General features: G+C 72.5%; 24 protein-coding genes. 10 read left to right on the top strand and 14 right to left on the bottom strand.

The genetic code is table 11. The annotated features are described in order from the left end of the window. Nucleotides 1-5 precede the first annotated feature (5 nt). From ACFY7C_RS28255 to ACFY7C_RS28235, 5 genes are read right to left on the bottom strand one after another with little or no spacing between them, the layout of a single operon-like run. A complete protein-coding gene (locus ACFY7C_RS28255; RefSeq protein WP_389655572.1) occupies nt 6-812 on the bottom strand; it encodes a type III pantothenate kinase in 807 nt (268 codons plus the stop codon). Further along, nucleotides 812-1,828, bottom strand: coding sequence for a carboxylating nicotinate-nucleotide diphosphorylase (nadC, locus tag ACFY7C_RS28250; protein ID WP_389655570.1), 1,017 nt, complete (start codon nt 1,826-1,828; stop codon nt 812-814). Before nadC ends, ACFY7C_RS28255 begins: the two co-directional genes overlap by 1 nt. Next, nucleotides 1,825-3,561 carry an L-aspartate oxidase gene (locus tag ACFY7C_RS28245; protein WP_389655568.1) on the bottom strand — a complete coding sequence of 579 codons (1,737 nt, stop codon included), beginning with the start codon at nt 3,559-3,561 and terminating at the stop codon, nt 1,825-1,827. Before ACFY7C_RS28245 ends, nadC begins: the two co-directional genes overlap by 4 nt. Then, nucleotides 3,558-4,622, bottom strand: coding sequence for a pantoate--beta-alanine ligase (gene panC / locus ACFY7C_RS28240; RefSeq protein ID WP_389655566.1), 1,065 nt, complete (start codon nt 4,620-4,622; stop codon nt 3,558-3,560). The genes ACFY7C_RS28245 and panC overlap by 4 nt, the downstream gene beginning before the upstream one ends. After that, complete coding sequence (locus tag ACFY7C_RS28235; protein WP_389655564.1) at nt 4,619-5,647, bottom strand: Rossmann-like and DUF2520 domain-containing protein; 1,029 nt, start codon at nt 5,645-5,647, stop codon at nt 4,619-4,621. Before ACFY7C_RS28235 ends, panC begins: the two co-directional genes overlap by 4 nt. A 123-nt stretch (nt 5,648-5,770) precedes the next feature. On the opposite strand from ACFY7C_RS28235, the gene ACFY7C_RS28230 reads away from it, so the two are divergent. Continuing rightward, nucleotides 5,771-6,925 carry a threonine aldolase family protein gene (locus ACFY7C_RS28230; RefSeq protein WP_389655562.1) on the top strand — a complete coding sequence of 385 codons (1,155 nt, stop codon included), beginning with the start codon at nt 5,771-5,773 and terminating at the stop codon, nt 6,923-6,925. 66 nt (nt 6,926-6,991) lie between these two features. Here the strand turns inward: ACFY7C_RS28230 and ACFY7C_RS28225 are convergent, their stop codons facing one another. Together ACFY7C_RS28225 and ACFY7C_RS28220 are read right to left on the bottom strand one after the other, a co-directional pair. Then, entirely contained in the window at nt 6,992-7,666 is a 675-nt protein-coding gene (locus ACFY7C_RS28225) for a response regulator (protein ID WP_389655560.1), read from the bottom strand. Nucleotides 7,667-7,684: 18 nt separating this feature from the next. Further along, nucleotides 7,685-8,890 carry a sensor histidine kinase gene (locus ACFY7C_RS28220; protein ID WP_389655558.1) on the bottom strand — a complete coding sequence of 402 codons (1,206 nt, stop codon included), beginning with the start codon at nt 8,888-8,890 and terminating at the stop codon, nt 7,685-7,687. Between the two features lie 139 nt (nt 8,891-9,029). Here ACFY7C_RS28220 and ACFY7C_RS28215 point away from each other — a divergent pair, with 139 nt between their 5' ends. Together ACFY7C_RS28215 and ACFY7C_RS28210 are read left to right on the top strand one after the other, a co-directional pair. Next, nucleotides 9,030-10,076 carry an SAM-dependent methyltransferase gene (locus tag ACFY7C_RS28215; RefSeq protein ID WP_389655556.1) on the top strand — a complete coding sequence of 349 codons (1,047 nt, stop codon included), beginning with the start codon at nt 9,030-9,032 and terminating at the stop codon, nt 10,074-10,076. A 67-nt stretch (nt 10,077-10,143) separates the two neighbouring features. Then, the gene (locus ACFY7C_RS28210; protein WP_389655554.1) at nt 10,144-11,286 is read left to right on the top strand and encodes an NADH-quinone oxidoreductase subunit D; all 1,143 of its coding nucleotides are present in this window, start codon (nt 10,144-10,146) and stop codon (nt 11,284-11,286) included. 70 nt (nt 11,287-11,356) lie between these two features. Here the strand turns inward: ACFY7C_RS28210 and ACFY7C_RS28205 are convergent, their stop codons facing one another. From ACFY7C_RS28205 to ACFY7C_RS28190, 4 genes are all read right to left on the bottom strand, one after another. Further along, a complete protein-coding gene (locus ACFY7C_RS28205) occupies nt 11,357-12,379 on the bottom strand; it encodes a hypothetical protein (RefSeq protein ID WP_389655552.1) in 1,023 nt (340 codons plus the stop codon). 131 nt (nt 12,380-12,510) lie between these two features. After that, complete coding sequence (locus ACFY7C_RS28200) at nt 12,511-13,488, bottom strand: ABC transporter substrate-binding protein (protein WP_389655550.1); 978 nt, start codon at nt 13,486-13,488, stop codon at nt 12,511-12,513. A 4-nt stretch (nt 13,489-13,492) separates the two neighbouring features. Then, a complete protein-coding gene (locus tag ACFY7C_RS28195) occupies nt 13,493-14,164 on the bottom strand; it encodes an ABC transporter permease (RefSeq protein WP_389655548.1) in 672 nt (223 codons plus the stop codon). Between the two features lies 1 nt (nt 14,165). Further along, on the bottom strand, nt 14,166-14,855 hold the full coding sequence (locus tag ACFY7C_RS28190; protein ID WP_389655546.1) for an ABC transporter permease: 690 nt from the start codon (nt 14,853-14,855) through the stop codon (nt 14,166-14,168). A 152-nt stretch (nt 14,856-15,007) separates the two neighbouring features. Here ACFY7C_RS28190 and ACFY7C_RS28185 point away from each other — a divergent pair, with 152 nt between their 5' ends. Then, on the top strand, nt 15,008-16,006 hold the full coding sequence (locus tag ACFY7C_RS28185) for an ABC transporter ATP-binding protein (protein ID WP_389655544.1): 999 nt from the start codon (nt 15,008-15,010) through the stop codon (nt 16,004-16,006). Here the strand turns inward: ACFY7C_RS28185 and ACFY7C_RS28180 are convergent. After that, nucleotides 15,993-17,105, bottom strand: coding sequence for an alpha/beta hydrolase (locus tag ACFY7C_RS28180; protein WP_389655542.1), 1,113 nt, complete (start codon nt 17,103-17,105; stop codon nt 15,993-15,995). The genes ACFY7C_RS28185 and ACFY7C_RS28180 overlap by 14 nt on opposite strands. A gap of 172 nt (nt 17,106-17,277) precedes the next feature. On the opposite strand from ACFY7C_RS28180, the gene ACFY7C_RS28175 reads away from it, so the two are divergent. The 6 genes from ACFY7C_RS28175 (at nt 17,278) to ACFY7C_RS28150 (ending at nt 22,135) form a co-directional block, all read left to right on the top strand. Then, on the top strand, nt 17,278-19,137 hold the full coding sequence (locus tag ACFY7C_RS28175) for a phosphatidylglycerol lysyltransferase domain-containing protein (protein ID WP_389655540.1): 1,860 nt from the start codon (nt 17,278-17,280) through the stop codon (nt 19,135-19,137). A 38-nt stretch (nt 19,138-19,175) separates the two neighbouring features. Then, nucleotides 19,176-20,036: a dihydropteroate synthase gene (gene folP, locus ACFY7C_RS28170; protein WP_389655538.1), complete on the top strand. Its 861-nt coding sequence runs from the start codon at nt 19,176-19,178 to the stop codon at nt 20,034-20,036. Then, entirely contained in the window at nt 20,033-20,500 is a 468-nt protein-coding gene (locus ACFY7C_RS28165) for a nuclear transport factor 2 family protein (RefSeq protein WP_389655536.1), read from the top strand. Before folP ends, ACFY7C_RS28165 begins: the two co-directional genes overlap by 4 nt. 132 nt (nt 20,501-20,632) lie before the next feature. Further along, complete coding sequence (gene folB / locus ACFY7C_RS28160; protein ID WP_356698728.1) at nt 20,633-20,992, top strand: dihydroneopterin aldolase; 360 nt, start codon at nt 20,633-20,635, stop codon at nt 20,990-20,992. Continuing rightward, nucleotides 20,989-21,588, top strand: coding sequence for a 2-amino-4-hydroxy-6-hydroxymethyldihydropteridine diphosphokinase (folK, locus tag ACFY7C_RS28155; RefSeq protein WP_389655533.1), 600 nt, complete (start codon nt 20,989-20,991; stop codon nt 21,586-21,588). The genes folB and folK overlap by 4 nt, the downstream gene beginning before the upstream one ends. 58 nt (nt 21,589-21,646) lie before the next feature. Continuing rightward, a complete protein-coding gene (locus ACFY7C_RS28150) occupies nt 21,647-22,135 on the top strand; it encodes a DUF3180 domain-containing protein (RefSeq protein ID WP_389655531.1) in 489 nt (162 codons plus the stop codon). Between the two features lie 16 nt (nt 22,136-22,151). Here the strand turns inward: ACFY7C_RS28150 and folE are convergent, their stop codons facing one another. Both folE and ftsH read right to left on the bottom strand, forming a co-directional pair. Next, nucleotides 22,152-22,757, bottom strand: a complete 606-nt coding sequence (gene folE, locus ACFY7C_RS28145) for a GTP cyclohydrolase I FolE (protein ID WP_389655529.1) — start codon at nt 22,755-22,757, stop codon at nt 22,152-22,154. Between the two features lie 110 nt (nt 22,758-22,867). Next, entirely contained in the window at nt 22,868-24,892 is a 2,025-nt protein-coding gene (gene ftsH / locus ACFY7C_RS28140) for an ATP-dependent zinc metalloprotease FtsH (RefSeq protein ID WP_389655527.1), read from the bottom strand. Nucleotides 24,893-25,029: the final 137 nt, after the last annotated feature.

The raw sequence follows: 25,029 nt of genomic DNA, 5'->3' as shown, positions 1-25,029 counted from the left end.
CCGCGCTACATGCGCGACACGTTCCGCTCGTAGACCATCCGCAGGCCGATCAGCGTCAGCCACGGCTCGTGCGCGTCGATCTCCTTCGAGTCCGCCAGCACCATCGGCGCCAGACCGCCGGTCGCGATGACCGTCACGGCCGACGGGTCCCCGTTCGGGCCGGCCAGCTCCTGCTTCATCCGCGCGACCACGCCGTCCACCTGGCCCGCGTAACCGAAGACGATGCCGGACTGCATCGCCTCGACCGTGTTCTTGCCGATCACGCTGCGCGGGCGGGCCAGCTCGATCTTGCGGAGCATGGCGCCCTTCACACCGAGCGCCTCGACCGAGATCTCGATGCCCGGGGCGATGGCGCCGCCCGCGTACTCGCCGCGCGCGGTGACCGCGTCGTACGTCGTCGCCGTGCCGAAGTCGACGACGATCGCCGGACCGCCGTACAGCTCGACGGCCGCGACCGCGTTGATGACGCGGTCGGCGCCGACCTCCTTGGGGTTGTCCGTGAGGATGGGGACGCCCGTCTTGACGCCCGGCTCCACCAGGACCGCGGGGACGTCCCCGTAATAGCGCCGCGTCACCTCGCGCAGCTCGTGCAGCACCGAGGGGACCGTCGCGCAGATGGCGATGCCCCCGATGCCGTCGCTCAGCTCGACGCCGAGCAGCGGATGCATGCCCATGAGGCCCTGCAGCAGGACCGCCCACTCGTCGGCGGTGCGCCGCGGATCGGTGGAGATGCGCCAGTGCTCGACGATCTCCTCCCCGTCGAAGAGACCGAGCACCGTCTGCGTGTTGCCGACGTCGATGGTGAGCAGCATCAGCCCCGCACCTCGCGCAGGTCGAGGCCGATGTCGAGGATCGGCGAGGAGTGCGTGAGGCCGCCCACCGCCAGGTAGTCCACGCCGGTCGCCGCGTACGCCGCCGCGTTCTCCAGGGTGAGCCGGCCGGAGGACTCCAGGATCGCCCGGCCGGCGACCAGGGCGACCGCCTCCTCCGTCTCGATCGGCGTGAAGTTGTCCAGCAGGATCAGGTCGGCGCCCGCGTCCAGGACCTCGCGGACCTGGTGCATGGTGTCGACCTCGACCTCGATCGGCACGTCCGGGAAGCGCTCCCGTACGGCCTTGAACGCCTCGGCCACTCCGCCGGCGGCCACCACGTGGTTGTCCTTCACCAGCGCCGCGTCCGACAGCGACATGCGGTGGTTGACGCCGCCGCCGCAGCGCACCGCGTACTTCTCCAGGGCGCGCAGGCCGGGGGTGGTCTTGCGGGTGTCGCGGACCTTCGCCGACGTGCCCTCCAGGGCGTCCGCCCAGGCGCGGGTGGCGGTGGCGATGCCGGACAGGCGGCACAGGATGTTCAGCGCGCTGCGCTCGCCGGTGAGCAGGTCGCGGGTGCGGGCGGTGACGCTGAGCAGCTTGTCGCCGGCCTCGACCCGCTCGCCGTCCTCGACGTGCCGCTCGACCTCGAACTCGTCGGTGCAGACGATCGACAGGACCGCCTCGGCGACCCGGAGACCGGCCACCACACCGGCCTCGCGGGCGGTGAAGTCGGCGGTCGCGACGGCGTCCTCGGGGACGGTCGCCACCGTCGTCACGTCCACGCCGCCGTCGAGGTCCTCGGCGATGGCCAGGTGCGCGATGTCCTCGACCTGCACCGGGTCGAGCCCGGCGTCGGCGAGGAGCTGGGCGAGCGCCGGGTCGAGGCCGCACTCGAACTCGTCGGCCTCGCCGCAGCCACAGCCGTCGCCGCAGCCGCCACCGGCCTCGGCGGGTGCGTTGATCTGGATGAGGGGCACGTCCACGGGCTCCGGACGTGCTTCTTCGGGCGTGCTCACGGCTGCGGCTCCCTGGGTGCGTCGGGGGTTACGGGCGGAAAGTCTGCGGTGGCGGTGCGGTGCACCGCCAGTCGCCGGTCGGACGTCAGGCGTACGACCAGATGGCGGCGCCAGGTCGCGTCGTCCCGGTCGGGCCGGTCCTCGCGCCAGTGGCAGCCGCGGGTCTCCTCGCGGTCGGAGGCGGCCGCGACCAGGAAGCGGGCGACGGCGAGCAGGTTGGTGGTCTCCCAGGACTCCACGCCCGGCTCGGCGGTCTTCCGGTCGCCCGTCGCGTCCGCGCCGGCCGCGTCTCCGGCGTCTGCGGCGTCTCCAGCGGGGATGTCGAGCGCGTCCAGTTCCCGGGACGCCGTGCGCAGGCTCTCTGCGGACCTGAGCACTCCGGCGCCCTGGGTCATGACGCGCTGGATGCGGCGGCGGACGCTCGGTTCGATCAGCGGCAGGACCACGGGCTGCGGGTGCGCCACCGGAACGGCGGGGCCCCGGCCGGCGGCGTGGGCGACGACGTCGTCGGCGATCCGCTCGGCGAAGACCAGGCCCTCCAGGAGCGAGTTCGAGGCCAGCCGGTTCGCGCCGTGCACGCCGGTGCAGGCGACCTCGCCGCACGCGTACAGGCCCGGCACGGTCGTACGGCCGTGCAGGTCGGTGCGGACGCCGCCGGAGGCGTAGTGGGCGGCCGGGGCGACCGGGATCGGCTCGGTGACCGGGTCGATGCCATGGGCGCGGCAGGCCGCCAGGATCGTCGGGAAGCGCCGCTCCCACATCTCGGCGCCGAAGTGGCGGGCGTCGAGGTACATGTGCTCGACGCCCTTCTCCTGCATCCGGCGCATGATCGCCTTGGCGACGATGTCCCGGGGCGCCAGCTCGGCCAGCTCGTGCTGCCCGATCATGAAACGGACCCCGTCGGCGTCGACGAGGTGGGCGCCCTCGCCCCGTACCGCCTCGGACACCAGCGGCTGCTGGCCCTCGGAACCGGCGCCCAGGAACAGCACCGTCGGGTGGAACTGGACGAACTCCAGGTCGGAGACCTCCGCGCCGGCGCGCAGCGCGAGCGCCACGCCGTCGCCGGTGGAGACGGCCGGGTTGGTGGTGGCGGAGAAGACCTGGCCCATGCCGCCGGTGGCGAGGACCACGGCGGGGGCGTGGACGGCGCCGACGCCGTCGTGCTGGCCCTCGCCCATGACGTGCAGGGTGACGCCGGCCGTACGGCCCTCGGCGTCCTTGAGGAGATCGAGGACGAGGGCGTGCTCGATGAAGCGCACGCCCCCGTCGCGTATCGCCTCGACCAGGGCGCGGGAGATCTCGGCGCCGGTCGCGTCGCCGCCGGCGTGCGCGATCCGGCGGCGGTGGTGGCCGCCCTCGCGGGTGAGGGCGATCTCGCCGTCGTCGGTGCGGTCGAAGGCGGCGCCGGTGGCGATGAGCCGCTGGACGGCGCCGGGGCCCTCGGTGACCAGGGTGCGCACGGCCCGCTCGTCGCACAGCCCGGCGCCCGCGACGAGGGTGTCGTCGAGGTGCTGCTCGGGGGTGTCGCCCTCGCCGAGCGCGGCGGCGATGCCGCCCTGGGCCCAGCGGGTGGAGCCGTCGTCGAGCCGGGCCTTGGTGACGACGACCGTGCGCAGCCCGGCGGAGGTGCAGCGCAGGGCCGCGGTCAGGCCGGCGACGCCGGAGCCGACCACGACGACGTCCGCGTCGATGGACCAGCCCGGGGCGGGCGCGTGCAGCCGTATTCCGGTCACTTCGTGACTCCGAAGGTCAGGGGGAGGTTGTCGATGAGCCGCGTGGTCCCCACCCGCGCGGCGACGGCGAGGATGGCCTCTCCGTCGTGGTCGTCGGCGACCTCGGTGAAGTCGGCCGGATCGACCAGGGCCAGATAGTCCAGAAGGAGCGGCGGATCGGCCTTCGCCGCGTCGTCCAGGACGGCCTGGGCGGCCGCCCGCACGGCCTCGGCGCCCCCGCCCTCGGCGGCCTGGGCGACCGCGTGGGCGTCGGCGGCGGCGCGGGCCTCGCCGAGCCGGGACAGCGCCTCCGCGCGGGTCTCGGCCCGTCCCTGCGCGGCGGGCAGGGCCGTGGCCCTGGCGCGCAGCGCCTCCTGGGCTGCGAGCCGGTCACGGGCGGCGAACAGCGCCCGGGACAGCGCCAGCGCCGTACGGCGCTCCTCGGTCGACAGATAGCGGTTACGGCTGGACAGGGCGAGGCCGTCGCTCTCGCGCACCGTTGGCACGCCGACGACCTCGACCGGGAAGTTCAGGTCGCGGACCATGCGGCGGATCAGCGCCAGCTGCTGGGCGTCCTTCTGGCCGAAGAACGCCAGGTCCGGGCCCGTCAGGTGGAGGAGCTTGGCGACGACGGTGAGCATGCCGTCGAAGTGGCCGGGCCGTGAGGCGCCTTCGAGGCGCTCGCCCATGGGACCGGCGGTGATCCGCACCTGCGGCTCCCCGCCGGGGTAGACCTCGTCGACGCCGGGCGCGAAGACGGCGTCGGCGCCGGCCGCGACGGCGAGCGCCAGGTCGGCGTCGAGGGTGCGGGGATAGCGGTCGAGGTCCTCGCCCGCGCCGAACTGCAGCGGATTGACGAAGACGGTGGCGACGACGACGCCCTTCTTCCCCACCCGCTCGCGGGCGGTGCGGATCAGGGTGGCGTGGCCCTCGTGGAGGGCGCCCATCGTCATGACCACGGCGAGGCCGCCGCCCGAGCGGTGGGCGACGAAGTCCTGGAGGTCCTCGACCGTGGGCAGGAGCTCGGCCGACTGGCGGACGGGCCGCTCGCCCTCGGCGCGGTCGCGGGCGGACAAGCTCATCGATCGTCTCCTTGCGGCCCCTCGGCGGGTCCGGTCGGGTCCGCCGAGGTGTCGGCGGCGAGCACGCCCAGCAGGTCCTGGGCCAGCTCGGGCTTGAGCAGGCCGTGCGCGAGCGCGCGGTCGGCGGTGGCGCGGGCCATCGCCAGATAACCGGCGACGGTGCCCGGCGCGTGCTTGTGCAGTTCGGCGACATGGGCGGCGACGGTGCCGGCGTCCCCCCGGGCGACGGGCCCGGTCAGGGCGGAGTCGCCGGACCGCAGCGCGTTGTCCAGGGCGGCGCCGAGCAGCGGGCCGAGCATCCGGTCCGGGGCGGCGACCCCGGCCGAGCGGAGCAGCTCCATGGCCTGGGCGACCAGGGTGACCAGGTGGTTGGCGCCCAGCGCGAGGGCCGCGTGGTAGAGCGGCCGGTTCTCCTCGGCGATCCACTCGGGCTCGCCGCCCATCTCGATGACGAGGGCCTCGGCGGCCAGCCGCAGCTCCTCGGGGGCGGTGACGCCGAAGGAGCAGCCGGCGAGCCGCTGGACGTCCACGGAGGTGCCGGTGAAGGTCATCGCGGGATGCAGGGCCAGGGGCAGGGCGCCGGCCCTGCGGGCCGGGTCCAGGACCCGCACCCCGTACCGCCCGGAGGTGTGCACCAGGAGCTGGCCGGGGCGCACGGCGCCCGTGTCGGCGAGGCCCTCGACGAGCCCGGGCAGGGCGTCGTCGGGGACGGTGAGCAGGACCAGGTCCGCGCGCGCGAGCACCTGCGCGGGCTCGACGACGGGGACGTCGGGCAGCAGGGCGGCGGCGCGGCGCCGGGAGGCGTCGGAGACCGCCGAGACGGCCACCGGGCGGTGCCCGGCGAGCTGGAGGGACGCGGCGAGGGCGGGGCCCACCCGGCCGGCGCCGACGACCCCGACGGTGAGCCGGGCGGGGCGGTCCTCGGCCCGGTCGGACTGCTGCCGGGGTGCTGCTGGTGGTGCGTTCACGATGCGGGTCGGCCTTCCGTTCCAGTCCGCGGCGGGTACCGGACGATTTCTGGTCATGCTACGCCAGCGTTTCGCGCTCTCCTGCGACTGTCCACAGGGTGTGGGCGGCAGTGTGACGATCACATCGGGGCTGGGGAAAACTCCGGTGAGGAGTCCCGTTCCATGGTCGATGATCGGGCCATGGAATCCGATCAGCGATGCGTCGAGGAACCGGCCCGCGAGTACCGCGCCCGGGTGTGGGGCGGCGCCCCGCGCCGACTGTGGGAGACCTCGATGGACGGCACCACCGGCGGGCGGCTGCGCGAGCTGGCCGACTGGGCCGCCACGACGCCGTACGGGGACGGGCCGGTCGACATGTACGGCGACGCGGTCGTCGAGCGGCTGGAGCGCCGGGTCGCCGAGGAGCTGGGCTTTCCCGCCGCGGCCTTCTTCCCCACCGGGACCATGGCCCAGCAGGTGGCGCTCCGCTGCTGGGCCGGCCGGACCGGGAACGCGGTGGTGGCCCTGCACCCGCTCGCCCACCCCGAGCTGCACGAGAGCGGAGCCTTCGGGGCGGTCAGCGGCCTGCGCACGGTCCACCTGACGGACGAGCCGCGGCTGCCGACGGCCGAGGAGGTGCGGGAGCACCCGGAGCCGTTCGGGGCGCTGATGGTGGAGCTGCCGCTGCGGGACGCGGGCTTCGTGCTGCCGACCTGGGACGAGCTCGTCGAGGTGGTGGAGGCGGCCCGCGAGCGGGACGCGGTGGTCCACTTCGACGGGGCGCGGCTGTGGGACTGCCCGACCCGTTTCGGCCGTGGTCTGCCGGAGATCGCCGGCCTCGCGGACAGCGTCTACGTGTCGTTCTACAAGTCGCTCGGCGGCCTGTCGGGCGCGGCCCTCGCCGGCCCCGACGAGCTGGTGGAGGAGGCCCGCCTGTGGCGCCACCGCTACGGCGGCCAGGTCTTCCAGCAGTATCCGGCGGCCCTGTCCGCCCTGCGCGGCCTGGACACGGAGCTGCCCCGGCTGCCGGCGTACGTGGCTCAGGCGCGCGTGGTCGCCGCCGCGCTGCGGGAGGCCTTCGCCGAAGCGGGCGTGCCCTGGTTCCGCGTCCAGCCGGAGGTCCCGCACACCCACCAGTTCCGCGTCTGGCTGCCGTACGAGCCCGACGCCCTCACCGCCGCCGCCCTCTCCCTCGCCGAGGACACCGGCACCACCCTCTTCCGCCGCTGGTTCCCCGCCCCCGCGAGCGGCCCGCCGGGCATGGCGGTGACGGAGGTGACGATCAACGCGCCGGGTCTGGAGTGGACGGAGCAGGACGTGAAGGAGGCGGTGAGAGCCTTCCTGACCCGGCGCTGACCGGCGCTGACCCGGTACGAGCCCCCGGTGCGCGGGCGGACGGGAGCGGACGGGAGCGGCGGCCGTTCAGACCGCTCCGCCGCCGGCCCGGACGAGGCCGGTCTCGTACGCGAGGACGACGACCTGGACGCGGTCGCGCAGGCCGAGCTTGGTGAGGATGCGGCCCACATGGGTCTTCACGGTGGCCTCGGACAGCACCAGCCGGGCGGCGATCTCGCCGTTCGACAGGCCCTGCGCCACCAGCATCATCACCTCGCGTTCCCGGTCGGTGAGCCGGTCGAGCTCCTTCTGGCGCGGCTCGGGCCCGGCCGAGGGCAGCATCGGGGAGAAGCGGTCGAGGAGGCGGCGGGTGGTGGACGGCGCGACGACCGCGTCACCGCTGTGGACGGAACGGATCGCTCCGAGGAGTTCGCCGGGCGGCACGTCCTTGAGCATGAAGCCGCTCGCGCCCGCCTTGAGCCCGGAGAAGGCGTATTCGTCGAGGTCGAAGGTGGTCAGGATCAGCACCTTCGGGGCGTCGGGCTGCGCGCAGATCCGCCGGGTCGTCTCCACCCCGTCCAGCTTGGGCATGCGCACGTCCATCAGGACCACGTCCACCGCCGTGCCCCGCAGGACCTCCAGGGCCTCCACCCCGTCGCCCGCCTCCGCGACGACCTCCATGTCCGGCTGGGCGGCCAGCACCATGCGGAAGCCGGTGCGCAGCAGCACCTGGTCGTCGACGAGCATCACGCGGATGGACATGGGGATCCTTAGGGGTCGTCAGTGAGCGGGCTTGAGGGGGAGCAGGGCGCTGATGCGGAAGCCGCCGCCGGGGCGCGGGCCGGCGTCGAGGGTGCCGCCGACCATGCCGACGCGCTCGCGCATGCCGATCAGACCGTGGCCGCGGCCGTCGGCGCCGCCGTCCTCGTACATCTCCTGCGGCGCGCCCCGCCCGTCGTCCTCGACGAGCAGTCCGAGGCCGTCGTCGAAGTAGACGAGGCGGACGCTGGCACCGGCGTCGGGGCCGCCGTGCTTGCGGGTGTTGGTGAGGGCTTCCTGGACGATCCGGTACGCGGTGAGCTCGACGCCGCTGGGCAGCGGGCGCGGGGTGCCCTCGATCTTGAAGTCGACGGCGAGACCGGCGCCGCGGACCTGCTCGACCAGGTCCTCGATCTGCTGGACGTCGGGCTGCGGCACGTACTCGCCGGCCTCCTGGTGTTCGCCGGTGCGGAGGATGCCGAGCAGCCGCCGCATCTCGGCGAGGGCCTGGCGGCCGGTGCCGGAGATGGTCTCCAGGGCCTGCTTGGCGGTCTCCGGCGAGGAGTCCATGACGTAGGCGGCGCCGTCGGCCTGCACCACCATCACGGAGACGTTGTGGGCGACGACGTCGTGCAGCTCGCGGGCGATCCGGGCGCGTTCGGCGGCGACGGCGACCTTGGCCTGCGCCTCGCGTTCCTTCTCCAGGCGGGAGGCGCGTTCCTCCAGCTGGGCGAAGTAGGCGCGGCGGGTGCGCAGGGAGTCGCCGAGGACCCAGGCGAGCGCGAAGGGCACGGCCATCATGATCGTGAAGAAGATCTTGGCGGCGAGCGAGTCGCTGCCCTCCTGCACCGGCCAGCGCAGCTGGGAGAGCGTGCTGGCACTCAGCCCGCCGACGAGGGCGAGCCGGGAGGCCCAGCGCGGCCCGTCGTGCGCGGCGACGGTGTAGATGATCACGAGCATGGCGAAGTCCGCCATGAAGGGGATGATCCCGAAGGCGAGCTGGGCGAGGCCGAGAGCGACCGTGAGCAGCAGCATCTTCTCGGGCATGCGCCGCCGCAGGGCGACGACCAGGGAGAACAGCGCGCCGACGACCGCGTAGGGGACGGGCTCGACGACCGCCGGGACGGACGAGGCCACCCACAGCAGGGAGAACCCGAAGAGGACGACGGCCCAGAAGGTGTCGACGCCCGTCGGGTGTCTGCGGAGGAAGTCGTAGAGGCGCTGCACGTGACCCAGCGTAGGGAAAGGGGATAGGTGCAGGGGTCAACCGTGGGGTCGATCCTTCCCTCGAGGCCCGTACTCCCCAAGGTGGAGACTGGGGCACGTGACGGATGAGACGTGTCAATGGCAGGGCTGGCGGGACGCCATGGAGCGGGCACTGTACGGCCCGGGGGGCTTCTTCCTGCGACCGGAGGGGCCGGCCGGCCACTTCCGTACGTCGGTGCACGCGTCACCGCTGTTCGCCGGCGCGGTGGCGCGGCTCCTGGTGCGGACGGCGCGGGAGCTGGGCACGGACGAGGTCGCGTTCGTGGATGTGGGCGCGGGGCGGGGCGAGCTGCTGACCGGCGTGCTGGCGGCGGTCCCCGCGGGTCTGCGGGTCCGTCCGTACGGGGTGGAGCGCGCGGCCCGCCCGGAGGGCCTGGACCCGGCGATCAGCTGGACGGAGCGGGTGCCTGAAGGTGAGCGGGGGCTGCTGTTCGCGAACGAGTGGCTGGACAACGTGCCGGTGGAGGTGGCGCAGGTCGACGAGGCGGGCACGGTGCGCTACGTGGAGGTGGACGGGGCCGGTCGTGAGCGGCTGGGCGGGGCCGTGTCGGGGCCGGACGCGCGGTGGCTCGAGCGGTGGTGGCCGCTGCGGGAGCCGGGCGAACGCGCGGAGATCGGCCGCCCCCGGGACGCGGCCTGGGCGACGGCGGTGACGTCGCTGGCGGCCGGCACGGCGGTGGCCGTCGACTACGCCCACCTCGCCTCCGCCCGCCCCCTCTTCGGCACCCTCACCGGCTTCCGCTCCGGCCGCGAGGTCCCCCCGGTCCCCGACGGCACCTGTGACCTGACGGCCCACGTGGCCCTGGACGCGTGCGCGGCGGCGGCCACCGGGCCGACGGCCACGGCCGGGACCGAGGACGCCGGAGCCACGAGCGCCGGGACCGGCACCGGGACGGCGCCCGACTCCGGCGGCACCGGGGCGGCCCGCACCAGGGCCGGTCGGCCGCCCCGGCCCGCGCCCGAGCTGCTCACCCAGCGGGAGGCGCTGCGGGGACTCGGCGTGTCCGGCGAACGGCCGCCCCTGGCCCTGGCCTCGACCGACCCCGCCGGGTACGTCCGCGCGCTCGCCTCCGCCGGGGAGGCCGCGGAACTGACCGCACCGGGCGGTCTCGGGGACTTCCTCTGGCTGGTCCAGCGCGTGGGCTGACCGGCCACCGCGCCGCCGGGTGCCGCCCACGCCCACCGCCCGGGGCACGCGAGGGATACTGTCCGGCATGACGGAGACGACGGTCGGCATCGGTGGCGCGGCGGAGAGCACCGACATGGTGCTCAACATCGGGCCGCAGCATCCCTCCACGCACGGTGTGCTCCGGTTGCGGCTCGTGCTCGACGGCGAGGTGATCCGGGAGGCCGAGCCGGTCGTCGGGTACATGCACCGGGGTGCCGAGAAGCTGTTCGAGGCACGGGACTACCGGCAGATCATCATGCTGGCCAACCGGCACGACTGGCTGTCCGCGTTCTCCAACGAGCTCGGTGTCGTCATGGCCGTCGAGCGGATGCTCGGCATGGAGGTCCCGGAGCGGGCCGTGTGGACGCGGACGCTGCTCGCCGAGCTGAACCGGGTGCTCAACCACCTGATGTTCCTCGGCTCGTATCCGCTGGAGCTCGGCGGCATCACCCCCGTCTTCCACGCCTTCCGCGAGCGCGAGGAGCTCCAGGCCGTCATGGAGGAGGTCTCCGGCGGCCGGATGCACTACATGTTCAACCGGGTCGGCGGCCTCAAGGAGGACCTGCCCGCCGGGTGGCTGGGCCGGGCCCGGCAGGCCGTCGCCGACGTGCGGTCGCGGATGGACGTGTACGACCGGCTGGTGCTCGGCAACGAGATCTTCCGGGGCCGCACCCGCGGGGTCGGCGTCCTGTCCCAGGAGACCGCGCACGCGTACGGGGTGTCGGGACCCATCGCCCGTGCCTCGGGGGTGGACTTCGACCTGCGCCGGGACGAGCCGTATCTCGCGTACGGGGAGCTGCGGGACACCCTGCGGGTGGTGACCCGGACCGAGGGCGACTGCCTGGCCCGCTTCGAGTGCCTCCTCGATCAGACGCACAACTCCCTGGAGCTCGCCGACGCCTGCCTTGACCGGATCGACGAGCTGCCGCAGGGGCCCATCAACCAGCGGCTGCCGAAGGTCCTCAAGGCACCGGAGGGACACACCTACGCCTGGACCGAGAACCCGCTCGGCATCAACGGCTACTACCTGGTCTCCAAGGGCGAGAAGACCCCGTACCGGCTCAAGCTGCGCTCGGCCTCGTACAACAACATCCAGGCGCTGACCGAGCTGCTGCCGGGGACGCTGGTCGCCGACATGGTGGCGATCCTCGGCTCGCTCTTCTTCGTGGTCGGCGACATCGACAAGTGACCCCACGACGCGGGAAGGCGCCGGCGGATCGTGTCCGCCGGCGCCTTCCGCGTATACCTCGGGGTGTGCCCTACGAGTTGACCGCGCCGCGCAGCTCGGCCACGTCGAGCTGCTCGGTCTCGTCGTGCGCGGTCAGGTCGATGACCTGGCCGATCGCCCGCTGCTCGGGGGCGGCCGGCTTGGCGGCGTCGGCGAGGACCTCCTCGCCCACGACGTCGGCGAGGTCGGCGTCCTGCACGGCCTCGATCGCGGCGGCCGCCTTCTTGGCGCCCAGCGCGGCCCGCGTGCCGGACGTGCCCTGCGTACCGAAGTAGTCGAAACCACCCGTGGGTCGCTGGACGGGCCGGCGGGCGGCGTAGGGGGCGATCGCCGCGGCGGCGGGCACGGTGCGCAGGGCGGCGGCGCCGGTGGTCTTCGTGTGCTGCTCGTTCTCCTCGTCCCGCTCGTTCCGCTCGTTCCGAGCCGCCTCCGCCTCCGCCTCGGACTCGGCCCCGGGCGCCGGCTCGGGCTCCGCGTCCTCCTCGGCCTCGCCTCCCGCCTTCGCCGCGAGGTTGCGCAGGGCCTCCGCGGCCCTGCGGTACGCCTCCGGGGTCGGGGTGGAGCCGGCCGCGGGCAGGGCCTTCGTCCCGGTGGACGCGCTCGTCTCCAGGGCGAGGACGCGGCGGCCCTCCAGCGCGCTGGCCCGCTCGGTCTCGGCGGTGGCGTAGCGGCGCAGGAGGTCGGCGTGCTCGCTGCGGAGCCCGGCCAGCTCGACCCGCTTGGCGCGCAGCTTGGCGTCGAGGCGGGCGCGCAGCTCGCGCGACTCCTCGAGGTCGGACTCCAGCTCGGCGATCCGCTCCTCGGTCTTCCACTGGTCGGCGGTGCGGGCCCGGTTCAGCTCGGCGACCTGACGGCCGGCGCTGCGGTCCCAACTGCGCATGAGAACGGCGCCGGTGACGGCGGCGGCCGCCGCGGCGGCCACGAGCAGCCGCAGCACCAGGGGATCACCGAGCAGCCAGGCGCCCGCGGCACAGACGACCGAAGCCCCGGCGACCGCGGAAGGCGGCAGAAGCTTGTGCAGAGGTGGGGAATGGCGGTGACGTCCACGTGGCATGGCCTGAAATTTACCGTGCGTAGGCGCCGTATGGGGGGTCGGCCCGGCAATCTCTTGGCGAGTTCTCGCCGTCACCGGTCCGGGCCGTCCCCATTCCCGGACGGCCCCGCCCGACTCCCCTTACCGGGCGCCTACTTCTTGAGCAGCCCCTTCGACTCCAGATAGGCCTTCGCCACGTCCTCGGGCTTCGCCCGCTCGGCGTCGACCTTACGGTTGAGTTCGGCGAGATCCGCCGTCGTCAGCACCTTGGTGATCTTGTCCAGGGCGGCGGCTATCTCCGGGGAACCGGCGTCCTTCGCATGGACCACGGGCAGCACGTTGTCCGCGTTCTGGAGCTTCTTGTCGTCCTCGAGGAAGACCAGTCCGAAGGACTCGACGGTCGCGTCCGTGGTCGTGGTGAGGACGAGCTGGTCCACCCCGTCCTTCACGGCCTGCTTGGCCTGCGGGGTGCCGACTCCCTTGGGGTCCACGCCGATGACGTCGATCCCGTAGGTCTTCTTCAGGCCCGGCGCGCAGAAGGGGCGGATCTCGCATTCGTCGCCGGCCGCGATCTTCACCTTCAGCTTGGCGCGGCCGAGATCGGAAAGCGTCCGCAGCTTGTTCTTCTCCGCGAATTCCCTGCTCACGGCGAAGGCGTTCTGGTCGACGGCGGCGCCGAAGGCGAGCACCTTCAGTCCGCGCGGTTCGGCGAGCTTCTTCAGCGCCTCGGTGGTGGCGACCGGGTCACCGGAGGCGACCGGCTTCTCCTCGGGCGCCTTGGGGCCGTTCGCCTTCGCGTTGAGGAATTCCGCGAGCGTCGCCGCGTATTCCGGTACGACGTCGATCTCGCCCTTCTCCAGGGACGGTTCGTACAGCTCGCGATTCTTCACCGTGGTGACGCTCGCGGAGTATCCGGCGTCGTCGAGGATCCCGGCGTAGAGCTCGGCGAGGACCTTCGACTCGGTGAACGCGGCGGCGCCGACGACGATCGAGCCCTTGCCTCCGCCCCCGTCCGGGGCCGCGCCCGGCTTCGTCTTCTCCAGGCTGTCGCCGCCTGCGCACGCGGTCAGCGAGACGGCGAGTGCCGCCGCGCCCAGTGCCGCACCCGTGATGCGCGAGGTCCTGACCACAAGATCATCCCTTCAGTCGTCCGCCGCGGCCGACGAGCCGGTCCGCGGCCACCAGGAGCGCCTCCACGAGGAGGGCCAGCAGGGCCACGAGCACGGCGCCGGCGACCACCTGCGGTGTGTCGTACGTGTTGAATCCGGCGGTGATGATCCGGCCGAGGCCGCCCTGGCCGACCATGGCGGCGATCGTCGCGGTGGCGACGACCTGCACGGCCGCCGAGCGCAGACCGGCCATCAGCATCGGCCGGGCCAGCGGCAGTTCCACCCCGCGGAAGAGCTGGCCGCCGGACATGCCCATGCCCCGGGCGGCCTCCACGACCGCGCGGTCCACCTCCCGTACGCCCACATAGGCGTGGGTGAGCAGCGGCGGTATCGCGAACAGCACGAGCGCGGCGACGGTCGGCACGTAACCGGCGTTGCGCAGCGGGGAGACCATGAACAGGGCGAGGACGGCGAAGACCGGGATCGCCCGGCCCGCGTTGGACACGTTCACGGCGAGCGCGCCGCCCCTGCCCAGGTGCCCGAGCCACAGGCCGAGCGGCAGGGCGACGGCGCAGGCGAGGAGCAGGGCGGCCCCGCTCACGTACAGGTGCTCGCCCAGCCGGTGCCAGACGCCGCTCTCGCCCGACCAGTTCGCGCCGGTCGCCAGCCAGGACCAGGCATCCACGAGGACACTCATCTCACGCGCCTCCCGCCCGGCCGGGCCGTGTCCGCGCCCAGGGCGTGAGGAGCCGCTGGAGGCCGAGGAGCAGCAGGTCGGCGGTGACGGCGAGCAGCACACACAGGACGGAGGCGGCGAGCACCTGGGCCTTGAAGAAGGTGGGCAGCGCGTCCTCGATGAGGTTGCCGAGGCCGCCGCGGCCGACGATGGAGCCGACCGTGGTCAGCGCGATCGTCGAGACCGTCGCCATCCGTATGCCGGCCATCAGGGCGGGCAGCGCGAGCGGGAGTTCGACCTCCCAGAGGAGCCGGCCCGCCCCGTACCCCATGCCCCGGGCGGCCTCCCGGGTCTCCGCGGGCACGGCCGCGAGCCCGGCGAGGATGCCCCGCACCAGGATGGTCAGCGAATAGAGCACGAGTCCGGTCACCACGAGCGCCGACGACAGCCCGAGGAAGGGCAGGAGCAGCGAGAACATCGCGAGTGACGGGATCGTGTAGAGCAGGGTGGTGAGCCCGAGGACGGGGCCGGCGAACCGCGGCCTGGCCCGCACCAGCAGGGCGAGCGGGAAGGAGACGGCGAGGCCGAGCAGCACCGACACCACGGTGATGCCCGCGTGCTGGAGGGTGGCGTCGGTCAACTCCTGCGAGCGGGTGCGCAGATACTCGCCGCAGATCCAGTCGTTCGTCACCAGGCAGTTCGCCGCGGCCATGCACACACCCCCGTCCTCACCCGTCGTCGAACATCCGTCTGACGACCCTAGCCCGAGCCACCGACAATCGGCCGACGATCACCGAGGAACGCCACGATGTGGAAATACTTCCTTCACACATGACCGGCCGCGGCGGGCCAGAATGGGGAACCATGATCCGGTTCGAGCACGTGACCAAGCGGTACGAGGACGGCACCACCGCCGTCGACGACCTCGCCTTCGACGTCGCCGAAGGCGAACTGGTCACGCTCGTCGGCCCGTCCGGCTGCGGCAAGACGACCACCATGAAGATGGTGAACCGGCTCGTCGAGCCCACCGAGGGCCGGATCCTGCTCGGCGGCGAGGACGTCTCGGCCGTCGACCCCGTCCGGCTGCGCCGCACCATCGGCTACGTCATCCAGCAGGTCGGCCTCTTCCCGCACCGCACCGTCCTCGACAACACGGCCACCGTCCCGGCCCTGCTCGGCTGGAAGAAGGCGAAGGCCCGCGAGCGCGCCGCCGAACTCCTCGACCTGGTCGGCCTCGACCCCACCACCTACGGCCACCGCTACCCCGAGCAGCTCTCCGGCGGCCAGCGCCAGCGCGTCGGCGTGGCCCGCGCCCTCGCCGCCGACCCGCCCGTCCTCCTCATGGACGAGCCCTTCGGCGCCGTCGACCCGGTCGTCCGCGAACGGCTCCAGACGGAGTTCCTGAACCTCCAGGCCACCGTCCGCAAGACGGTGCTGCTCGTCACCCACGACCTGGAGGAGGCGGTCCGGCTCGGCGACCGGATCGCCGTCTACGGCCAGGGTCGCATCGAGCAGTTCGACACCCCCGCCACCGTCCTCGGCGCCCCCGCCACCCCCTACGTCGCCGACTTCGTCGGCGCGGACCGCGGACTCAAGAGGCTCGCCGTCACCCCCGTCACCGAAGCCGACCTGGAACCCGCCGACGGCCCCGCCGGGGCCACCCCCGGGCAGGCCCCCGCGCCCCTCCCCCTCGGCACCTCCCTCAAGGACGCCCTCGCCGTCCTCCTCCAGCACGACTCCGGCCGACTCGCCGTCCACGCCCCCGGCGACCCCGGCCGCGTGCTCGGCACCCTCACGACGGAGGGCGTCCACCGCGCCCTGCGCCGTACGAGCCCCCGGGAAGCACCCGTCAGCTCGCGCTGAGCCGCCCGCTCATCCACACCAGACCCGGCGGGATCTCCCGGTTCCAGGTGTTGAAGTTGTGGCCACCGCTCTCCAGCGTGATGGAGGAGACCCGCGCCGGGGCCTTCACCTTCTTGATGAAGTCACGCGTCCCCTTGAGGTTCCCCTCGCCCTGCTTCGACGTCGTCACCAGGAACGAGGAGTTCCCCTGCGGCAGGTGGTCCAGGCTCCACAGCAGGTCCGCCCGCTTGCGCGCCTTGTCGTCGCCGTGGAACAGATCGCCGGTCGTCACGTCCTCGGCCGCCTTGTAGTACGCGGAGAAGCCCGCGCCCGCCGCGAACCGGTCCGGGTGGTGCAGCGCGATCTTCAGGGCGCAGTAGCCGCCGGTCGAGTTCCCCATGAAGCCCCAGTTCCGCGGCTTGGTACCCACCCGGTACGTCTCCGAGATCGCCTTCGGCAGGTCCTCGGCGAAGAAGGTCTCCGTCTGCGGGCCGCCCGGGATGTTCACGCACTCGGTGTCCCGCGGCGGCGCCACCGTCGGCCGCAGCATCACCAGGATCATCGGCTGCATCTTCTTGTCCTTGGCCTGCTGATAGGCCGTCTTCGGGTACTTCAGCCCCTTCAGCAGGTTCTCCGCCGTACCCGGGTAGCCCGTCAGCACCACCGAGGCGGGAAAGGTGGACTTCGCGTACCGGCCCTGGAAGTACTCCGGCGGCAGGTACACGTACGCCGGCGAGTCGATTCTCGACTTCTCGCCGGCTATGACGACCTTCTGTATCTGCCCGCCGACCGAGGGACGGCCGCCGCCGGGCACGTCCAGCGCCTGCTTGCCGACGACCTTCACGTCCTTGGAGCCGGCCGAGTGGTCCACGACCACACCCAGGTCCTGCTCCTGACCGAACAGGTCGGCCCAGGAACCGTAGAAGAGGAACGAGTTGTTCGCCGCCAGACCGACCGAGGCGAAAAGCGCCAGCTGGGTGGCGAGCAGCAGCCCGATCCGCCCCAGGACGGACTTCCAGCCGCCGCGCGCGAGCCGCGGCCACAGCCAGATCGTGGCGACGAAGAACACCACGGCCAGCACGACCGCCAGAGCGAGGACCTTGTTGCTGGTGAGACCCATGAGACGTCCGAGCTTTCTTCCTGATTTTTCCCTGAAAATTTCCCTGACGGCGAGTGAACCCGCCCCATCGCTGATCCGTCCTAGAAGGCGCAAACCTCCGGTACGCCCGCCCGACCAGCGTGGACCACCGGATCAACGATCTCTTGCGAAGTCACGGGAAGCACGGGAAGCGATGTCTGTCACGGTAGATGGGGACAAAACCGGATCGGTTCCGGATCGCGTACGCCGGATTCTGCGCGGACCGCGCCCCGAGAAAGTCCCCGCGCTCGTCGGAACGGCCTGCACGCTCATCGGCCTGATCGACATCGCCGCGGGCGTCTTCCCGCGCTTCCGCGCCAGCCGCATGCACGCCATCGCCGAGGTCCTCCCCGGCACCCTCGGACCGCTCTCCGCGGCCCTCTCGCTCAGCGCCGGCGTCCTGCTGCTGCTCCTCGCCCACGGCCTCAAGCGCAACAAGCGCCGCGCCTGGCGCGCCGCCGTCGTCCTGCTCCCCCTCGGCGCCGTCGCCCAGTTCGTCTGGCGCCACTCCCTCGCCGGAGCCCTGCTCTCCCTCGCCCTCCTCGCCCTCCTCGTACGCCACCGGGACGAGTTCGCCGCCCTGCCCGACCCCCGCAGCCGCTGGCGCGCGCTCGCCAACTTCGTCGTCATGGGCGCCGGATCCATCGCCCTCGGCCTCGTCATCGTCAGCGCCCACCCGCGCCGCGTCGTCGGCAGCCCCAGCCTCACCGACCGCCTCGAACACGTCCTCTACGGCCTGTTCGGCATCGAAGGCCCCGTCGCCTACACCCGCGGCGTCGACTGGACCGTCGGCTACTCCCTCGGCGCCCTCGGCATGCTCACCGCCCTCACCACCATCTACCTCGCCTTCCGCCCCGAGCACCCCGCCGCCCGACTCACCGAGGACGACGAGACCAGGCTCCGCGCCCTCCTCGACAAGCACGGCGCCCGCGACTCCCTCGGGCACTTCGCCCTCCGCCGCGACAAGGGCGTCGTCTTCTCCCCCAGCGGCAAGGCCGCCGTCTGCTACCGCGTCGTCTCCGGCGTCATGCTCGCCAGCGGCGACCCCATCGGTGACGTCGAAGCCTGGCCCGGCGCCATCGAACGCTTCATGGACGAGGCCAAGGCCCACTCCTGGACCCCCGCCGTCATGGGCTGCTCCGAGACCGGCGGCCAGGTCTGGACCCGCGAGACCGGGCTCGACGCCCTCGAACTCGGCGACGAGGCCATCGTCGACGTCGCCGACTTCTCCCTCTCCGGCCGCGCCATGCGCAACGTACGCCAGATGGTCAAGCGCATCGAACGCAACGGCTACACCACCAAGGTCCGCCGCGTCGCCGACCTCAGCGACGGCGAACTCGAACGCATCCGCCGCGCCGCCGACGACTGGCGCGGCACCGACACCGAACGCGGCTTCTCCATGGCCCTCGGCCGCATCGGCGACCCCGGCGACGGCGAGGCGGTCATAGCCACCGCCCACAAAGAGGACGACCCCGACGCCTCCGGCACCCACTCCCCCTACGGCGACCTGAAGGCGATCATCCACTTCGTCCCCTGGGGCCCCGACGGCATGTCCCTGGAACTCATGCGCCGCGACCGCGCCGCCGACCCCGGCATGAACGAACTGCTGATCGTCGCCGCCCTCCAGAACGCCCCCCGCCTCGGCATCGAACGGGTCTCCCTCAACTTCGCCATGTTCCGCGCCGCCCTCGCCCGCGGCGAGAAGATCGGCGCCGGACCCGTCCTGCGCCTGTGGCGGGGACTCCTCGTCTTCCTCTCCCGCTGGTTCCAGATCGAGTCCCTCTACAAGTTCAACGCAAAATTCCAGCCCCGCTGGGAACCCCGCTTCGTCGTCTACCGCAAAAGCCGCGACCTCCCCCGCATCGGCTTCGCCGCCATGCAGGCCGAAGGCTTCGTGAACCTCTCCCTGCCCCGCCCCCTCGCCCGCCTCACCCGGCGCACCCACACCGCCGCACCCCGCCCCTGCGCCCACATCGTCCCCACCCAGACCGAGCACGAGGTCCGCGCCGCCTGACCCGGGCCGCCCACCAGGCCAGGCCCTAGGCTGGACGCATGAGTACGACGAACGACCGGGGCACGGCGCTCGGCCTGCCGGAGTGGGACCGCTGCGCGGTCATGGGCGTGGTCAACGTGACCCCCGACTCCTTCTCCGACGGCGGCCGCTGGTTCGACACCACGGCCGCCGTCAAACACGGCCTCGACCTCGTCGCCGAAGGCGCCGACCTCGTCGACGTCGGCGGCGAATCCACCCGCCCCGGCGCCAGCCGCGTCGACGAGGACGAAGAACTCCGCCGCGTCATACCCGTCGTCCGCGGACTCGCCGCCGAAGGCGTCACCGTCTCCGTCGACACCATGCGCGCCACCGTCGCCGCCCGCGCCGTCGACGCCGGCGCCCGCCTCGTCAACGACGTCAGCGGCGGCCTCGCCGACCCCGCCATGGTCCCCGCCGTCGCCGCCGCCGAAGTCCCCTTCGTCGTCATGCACTGGCGCGGCTTCAGCAAGGACATGAACAGCCTCGCCGTCTACGACGACGTCGTCCGCGAAGTCGTCACCGAACTGCGCACCCGCATGGAAGCCGTCATCGACGGCGGCATCGCCCCCGAACGCCTCGTCGTCGATCCCGGCCTCGGCTTCGCCAAGCTCGCCCCCCACGACCTCGCCCTCGTCGCCCACCTCCCCGAGCTCCGTGCCCTCGGCCGCCCCCTGCTCGTCGCCGCCTCCCGCAAACGCTTCCTCGGCCACGTCCTCGCCCACGACGGCGCCGCCCCGCCCCCCGCCCGCGAACGCGACGCCGCCACCGCCGCCGTCTCCGCCATCGCCGCCCACGAAGGCGCCTGGGCCGTCCGCGTCCACGAGGTCCGCGCCACCGCCGACGCCGTACGGGTCGCCCGAGCGGTCGAAGGAGCCAGGTGACCCACGCCTCCCGCCGGACCGACCGCACCGCCGTCGAAGCCGCCAACACCGCCTTCTACGAGGCGATGGAACAGGGAGACTTCGACGCCGTCACCGACCTCTGGCTCGACGACGGAGCCACCCCCGTCTCCTGCGTCCACCCCGGCTGGCCCGTCCTCACCGGCCGCGGCGAGGTGCTCCGCTCGTACGCCCTGATCATGGCGAACACCGACTACATCCAGTTCTTCCTCACCGACGTCGAGATCTCCCTCGCCGGCGACGTGGCGGTCGTCACGTGCACCGAGAACATCCTCAGCGGCGGACCCGCCGAGGACGGCGCCGAGCTCGGCCCCCTCGTCGGCGAGCTCGTCGTCGCCACCAACGTGTTCCGCCGCACGTCAGACGGCTGGCGCCTCTGGTCCCACCACGCCTCCCCCGTCCTCCCCGAGAACGACGACAGCGACGCGCCCGACACCGACGACTGACGCCACCGCCCCCACCCCCGAACGGAGGCGCCGCCCCGGCTGTCGGTGCCCGCAGGTAGATTCGATGCTGGACACCCGGCCGTCCGCACCCGGCTGCGTGGCCACCGAACTACGACAGCAGGAGTGATTCGCGTGGATCGTGTCGCGCTGCGCGGCCTCAAGGCCCGAGGACACCACGGCGTCTTCCCCAAGGAACGCGAGGAGGGGCAGACCTTCATCGTCGACCTCACCCTCGGCCTGGACACCCGCGCCGCGGCCGCCGACGACGACCTGACCAAGACCGTCCACTACGGCGTGGTCGCGGAAGAAGTCGTCGACGTCGTCCAGGGCGAGCCGGTCGACCTCATCGAGACGCTCGCCGAGCGCATCGCCCAGCAGTGCCTCAAGCACGCCGGCGTCCAGGAGGTCGAGGTCGTCGTCCACAAGCCGGACGCCCCGATCACCGTCCCCTTCGACGACGTCACCGTCACCATCACCCGGAGCCGCGCATGAAGCCCCAGCACAGCGACCCCACCGTGCAGCCCGTACCGGCCGCGGTGACCGCCGCCGTCGACGCGGCCGACGTCACCCTCTCCAACCCGAAATGGGCCGTCCTCGCCCTCGGCGCCAACCTCGGCAACCGCCTGGAAACCCTCCAGGGCGCCGTCGACGCCCTCGAAGACACCCCCGGCCTGCGCGTCAAGGCCGTCTCCCCCGTCTACGAGACCGAGCCCTGGGGCGTCGACCCCGGCTCCCAGCCCTCGTACCTCAACGCCGTCGTCCTCGTGAAGACCACCCTCCCCCCGGCCTCCCTCCTCGAGCGCGCCCACGCCGTCGAAGAGGCCTTCCACCGGGTCCGCGAAGAGCGATGGGGCGCCCGCACCATCGACGTCGACATCATCACCTACGCCGACGTCGTCTCCGACGACCCCGTCCTCACCCTGCCCCACCCCCGCGCCCACCAGCGCACCTTCGTCCTCGCCCCCTGGCACGACGTGGACCCCGAAGCCCGGCTCCCCGGCCACGGCACCATCGCCGACCTCCTCGCCGGCCTCGGCCACGAAGGCGTCGCGCCGCGCACCGACCTGGAACTCCGACTCCCCGAGTAGTCGTTACGCTCCTTGGAGACAACACGGACAGGCGCTCGGACCACACGAAGGACACCCGGTGAAACAACTGCGGCTCAAGGTGCTCGCCGGACTGTTCATCGCGGCCGGCATCCTCTCCTGGGGCGCCGCCCGACTGTGGGACTCGGTCGGCACGCTGCCCAGCGTGCCGCTCGCCGCCCCCATCGTCCTCGCCGCCATCGCCGCCGTCCTCGCCGCCACGGCCCTCTCGCTGCGCGCCCGCCTCAAGGCCCAGCGCGAGCGCCGCCCCGGCGCCAAGGGCGTCGAACCCCTGATGGCCGCCCGCGCGGTCGTCTTCGGCCAGGCCAGCGCCCTGGTCGCCGCCCTGGTCGCCGGCATGTACGGCGGCGCGGGCGTCTTCCTCCTCGGCTCCCTCGACATCCCGGCCCGCCGCGACCAGGCCGTCTACGCCGCCTTCGCGGTCCTCGCCGCCTTCGCCGTCATCGCCGCCGCCCTCTTCCTGGAACACGTCTGCAAGCTCCCGGAGGACGACGAGAACGGCGAAGGCCCGGGCGCCGCCCGGGCCTGAGACCGTCGGCGCGCGGTCAGTGCGCCATGATCAGGCTCATCGCCTCGGCGCGGGTCGCGGGGTCACGCAGCTGGCCGCGGACCGCCGAGGTGATGGTCTTGGCGCCCGGCTTGCGGATGCCGCGCATCGACATGCACATGTGCTCGCACTCGAAGACCACGATGACGCCCCGGGGCTCCAGGATCTCCATCAGGGAGTCGGCCACCTGGGTGGTGAGTCGTTCCTGCACCTGCGGGCGGCGGGCGTAGACGTCGACCAGCCGGGCCAGCTTCGACAGACCGGTGATCTTTCCCGTGGTGGACGGGATGTACCCGACGTGGGCGACGCCCCGGAACGGGACGAGGTGGTGCTCACATGTCGAGTACACCTCAATGTCCTTGACCAGCACCATCTCGTCGTGGCCCAGGTCGAACGTGGTCGTCAGCACGTCCTCCGGCTCCTGCCACAGGCCCGCGAATATCTCCCTGTACGCCCGCGCCACCCGCGCCGGCGTCTCACGCAGCCCCTCGCGATCAGGGTCCTCGCCGACCGCGATGAGGAGCTCCCGTACGGCGTTCTCGGCGCGCTTCTCGTCGAACTCGCCGATCGTGCCCTCGCCGTCCAGCGTCACCGGGTCGGTCATCTGTGCCTCGTTCCGTCTGTCTGACATGACGCGAAAAAGCCGCGCCCCCACAGGCTAGAACCTGCGGGGGCGCGGCTTCCATTCCGGGCCCGTCGTCGGACCTGCGGAGCCTAAGGCTCCGGGGTGTCCTCGGGGGCGACCTCGATGGCCTTGGTGGTGTCCACCGAGGGGGTCGTCGAGGAGGAGCCGTTGGCGCTGTTGGTCAGGGCCAGCTCCTTCGGGGAGAGGACGGGCGGGCGGGTGGAGGGGGTGCGGCGGGAGGAGCCGGTCCAGGCCGGGCGGGCCGGGCGCTTGACGATGGGGGCGAAGATCTCGGCGATCTCCTCCTTGCCCAGGGTCTCCTTCTCGAGGAGGGCCAGGACGAGGTTGTCGAGGACGTCGCGGTTCTCGACGAGGATCTCCCACGCCTCGTTGTGCGCGGTCTCGATGAGCTTCTTGACCTCTTCGTCGACCAGCGCGGCGACCTCTTCCGAGTAGTCGCGCTGGTGCGCCATCTCGCGGCCGAGGAAGGGCTCGGTGTTGTCGCCGCCGAACTTGATGGCGCCGAGCCGCTCGGTCATGCCGTACTGGGTGACCATCGCGCGGGCCGTGGCGGTGGCCTTCTCGATGTCGTTCGCCGCGCCCGTGGTCGGGTCGTGGAAGACGAGCTCCTCCGCGGCGCGGCCGCCCAGCATGTAGGCCAGCTGGTCGAGCATCTCGTTGCGGGTGGTCGAGTACTTGTCCTCGTCCGGGAGCACCATCGTGTAGCCGAGGGCCCGGCCGCGGGACAGGATGGTGATCTTGTGGACCGGGTCGGAGTTCGGCGAGGCCGCCGCGACGAGGGCGTGGCCGCCCTCGTGGTACGCGGTGATCTTCTTCTCCTTGTCCGACATGATGCGGGTCCGCTTCTGCGGGCCCGCGACCACGCGGTCGATCGCCTCGTCCAGGGAGTGGTTGTCGATCAGCTTCTTGTCCGAGCGGGCGGTGAGGAGCGCCGCCTCGTTCAGGACGTTGGAGAGATCGGCTCCCGTGAAGCCCGGGGTGCGGCGTGCGACCGCGCCGAGGTCGACGTCGGGGGCGACGGGCTTGCCCTTCTGGTGGACCTTGAGGATCTCCAGTCGGCCCTGCATGTCGGGGCGGTCGACGGCGATCTGCCGGTCGAAGCGGCCGGGGCGCAGGAGGGCGGGGTCGAGGATGTCGGGCCGGTTGGTGGCGGCGATCAGGATGACGCCGCCCTTCACGTCGAAGCCGTCCATCTCGACGAGGAGCTGGTTGAGGGTCTGCTCGCGCTCGTCGTGTCCGCCGCCGAGGCCGGCGCCGCGGTGGCGGCCGACCGCGTCGATCTCGTCGACGAAGACGATGGCCGGGGCGTTGGCCTTGGCCTGCTCGAAGAGGTCGCGGACGCGGGAGGCGCCGACGCCGACGAACATCTCGACGAAGTCGGAGCCGGAGATCGAGTAGAACGGCACTCCGGCCTCGCCGGCGACGGCGCGGGCGAGGAGGGTCTTGCCGGTTCCGGGCGGGCCGTAGAGCAGCACGCCCTTGGGGATCTTGGCGCCGACGGCCTGGAACTTGGCCGGCTCCTGGAGGAACTCCTTGATCTCCTGGAGTTCCTCGACCGCCTCGTCGGATCCCGCCACGTCGGCGAAGGTCGTCTTGGGGGTGTCCTTGGTGATGAGCTTGGCCTTGGACTTCCCGAAGTTCATGACGCGGGAGCCGCCGCCCTGCATCTGGTTCATCAGGAAGAGGAAGACGACGACGATCAGGACGAAGGGCAGCAGGGAGAGCAGGACCGAGAGGAACGGGGACTGCTTCTCGGGGGAGACGGTGTAGCCGCCCTCGATCTGGCCGGCCTCGAACTTCTCCTGGAGCTTGTCGGCCAGGTCGGCGCCCTGGGTGCCGATGTAGCTGGCCTGGACCTTGCTGCTCTTGTCGATCTTCTGGCCGTCGACGAGCTCGATCTTGACGACCTGCTCGTCACCGGTGGTGAGTTTTGCGCTTTTGACCTGGTTCTTGTCGATCGCCTGGACGACCTTGCCGGTGTCCACCGTCTTGTAGCCCTCGGACGAGCCGACGACCTGCATCAGCACGACCACGGCGAGGACGGCCAGCACGATCCACATGACCGGCCCGCGGAAGTATCGCTTCACGTCCATCCATACGGGGCGCGCTCGGCGCCCCGTCCCTCCTGCCCGTAGGTAAATGCTGCTGTGTGAGAAAAGAACTGTTCTTCGGACGGTACCCCAGCATTGTCGCCCGCGACCGTCTTCCCTTGCTTCAACGGTGGGAAGAC

The sequence above is a fragment of the Streptomyces sp. NPDC012769 genome (assembly GCF_042901205.1).
GTDB lineage: Bacteria > Actinomycetota > Actinomycetes > Streptomycetales > Streptomycetaceae > Streptomyces.
The sequence above is the reverse complement of the archived record's forward strand: the minus strand, read 5'-3'. Positions and strand labels throughout refer to the sequence as shown.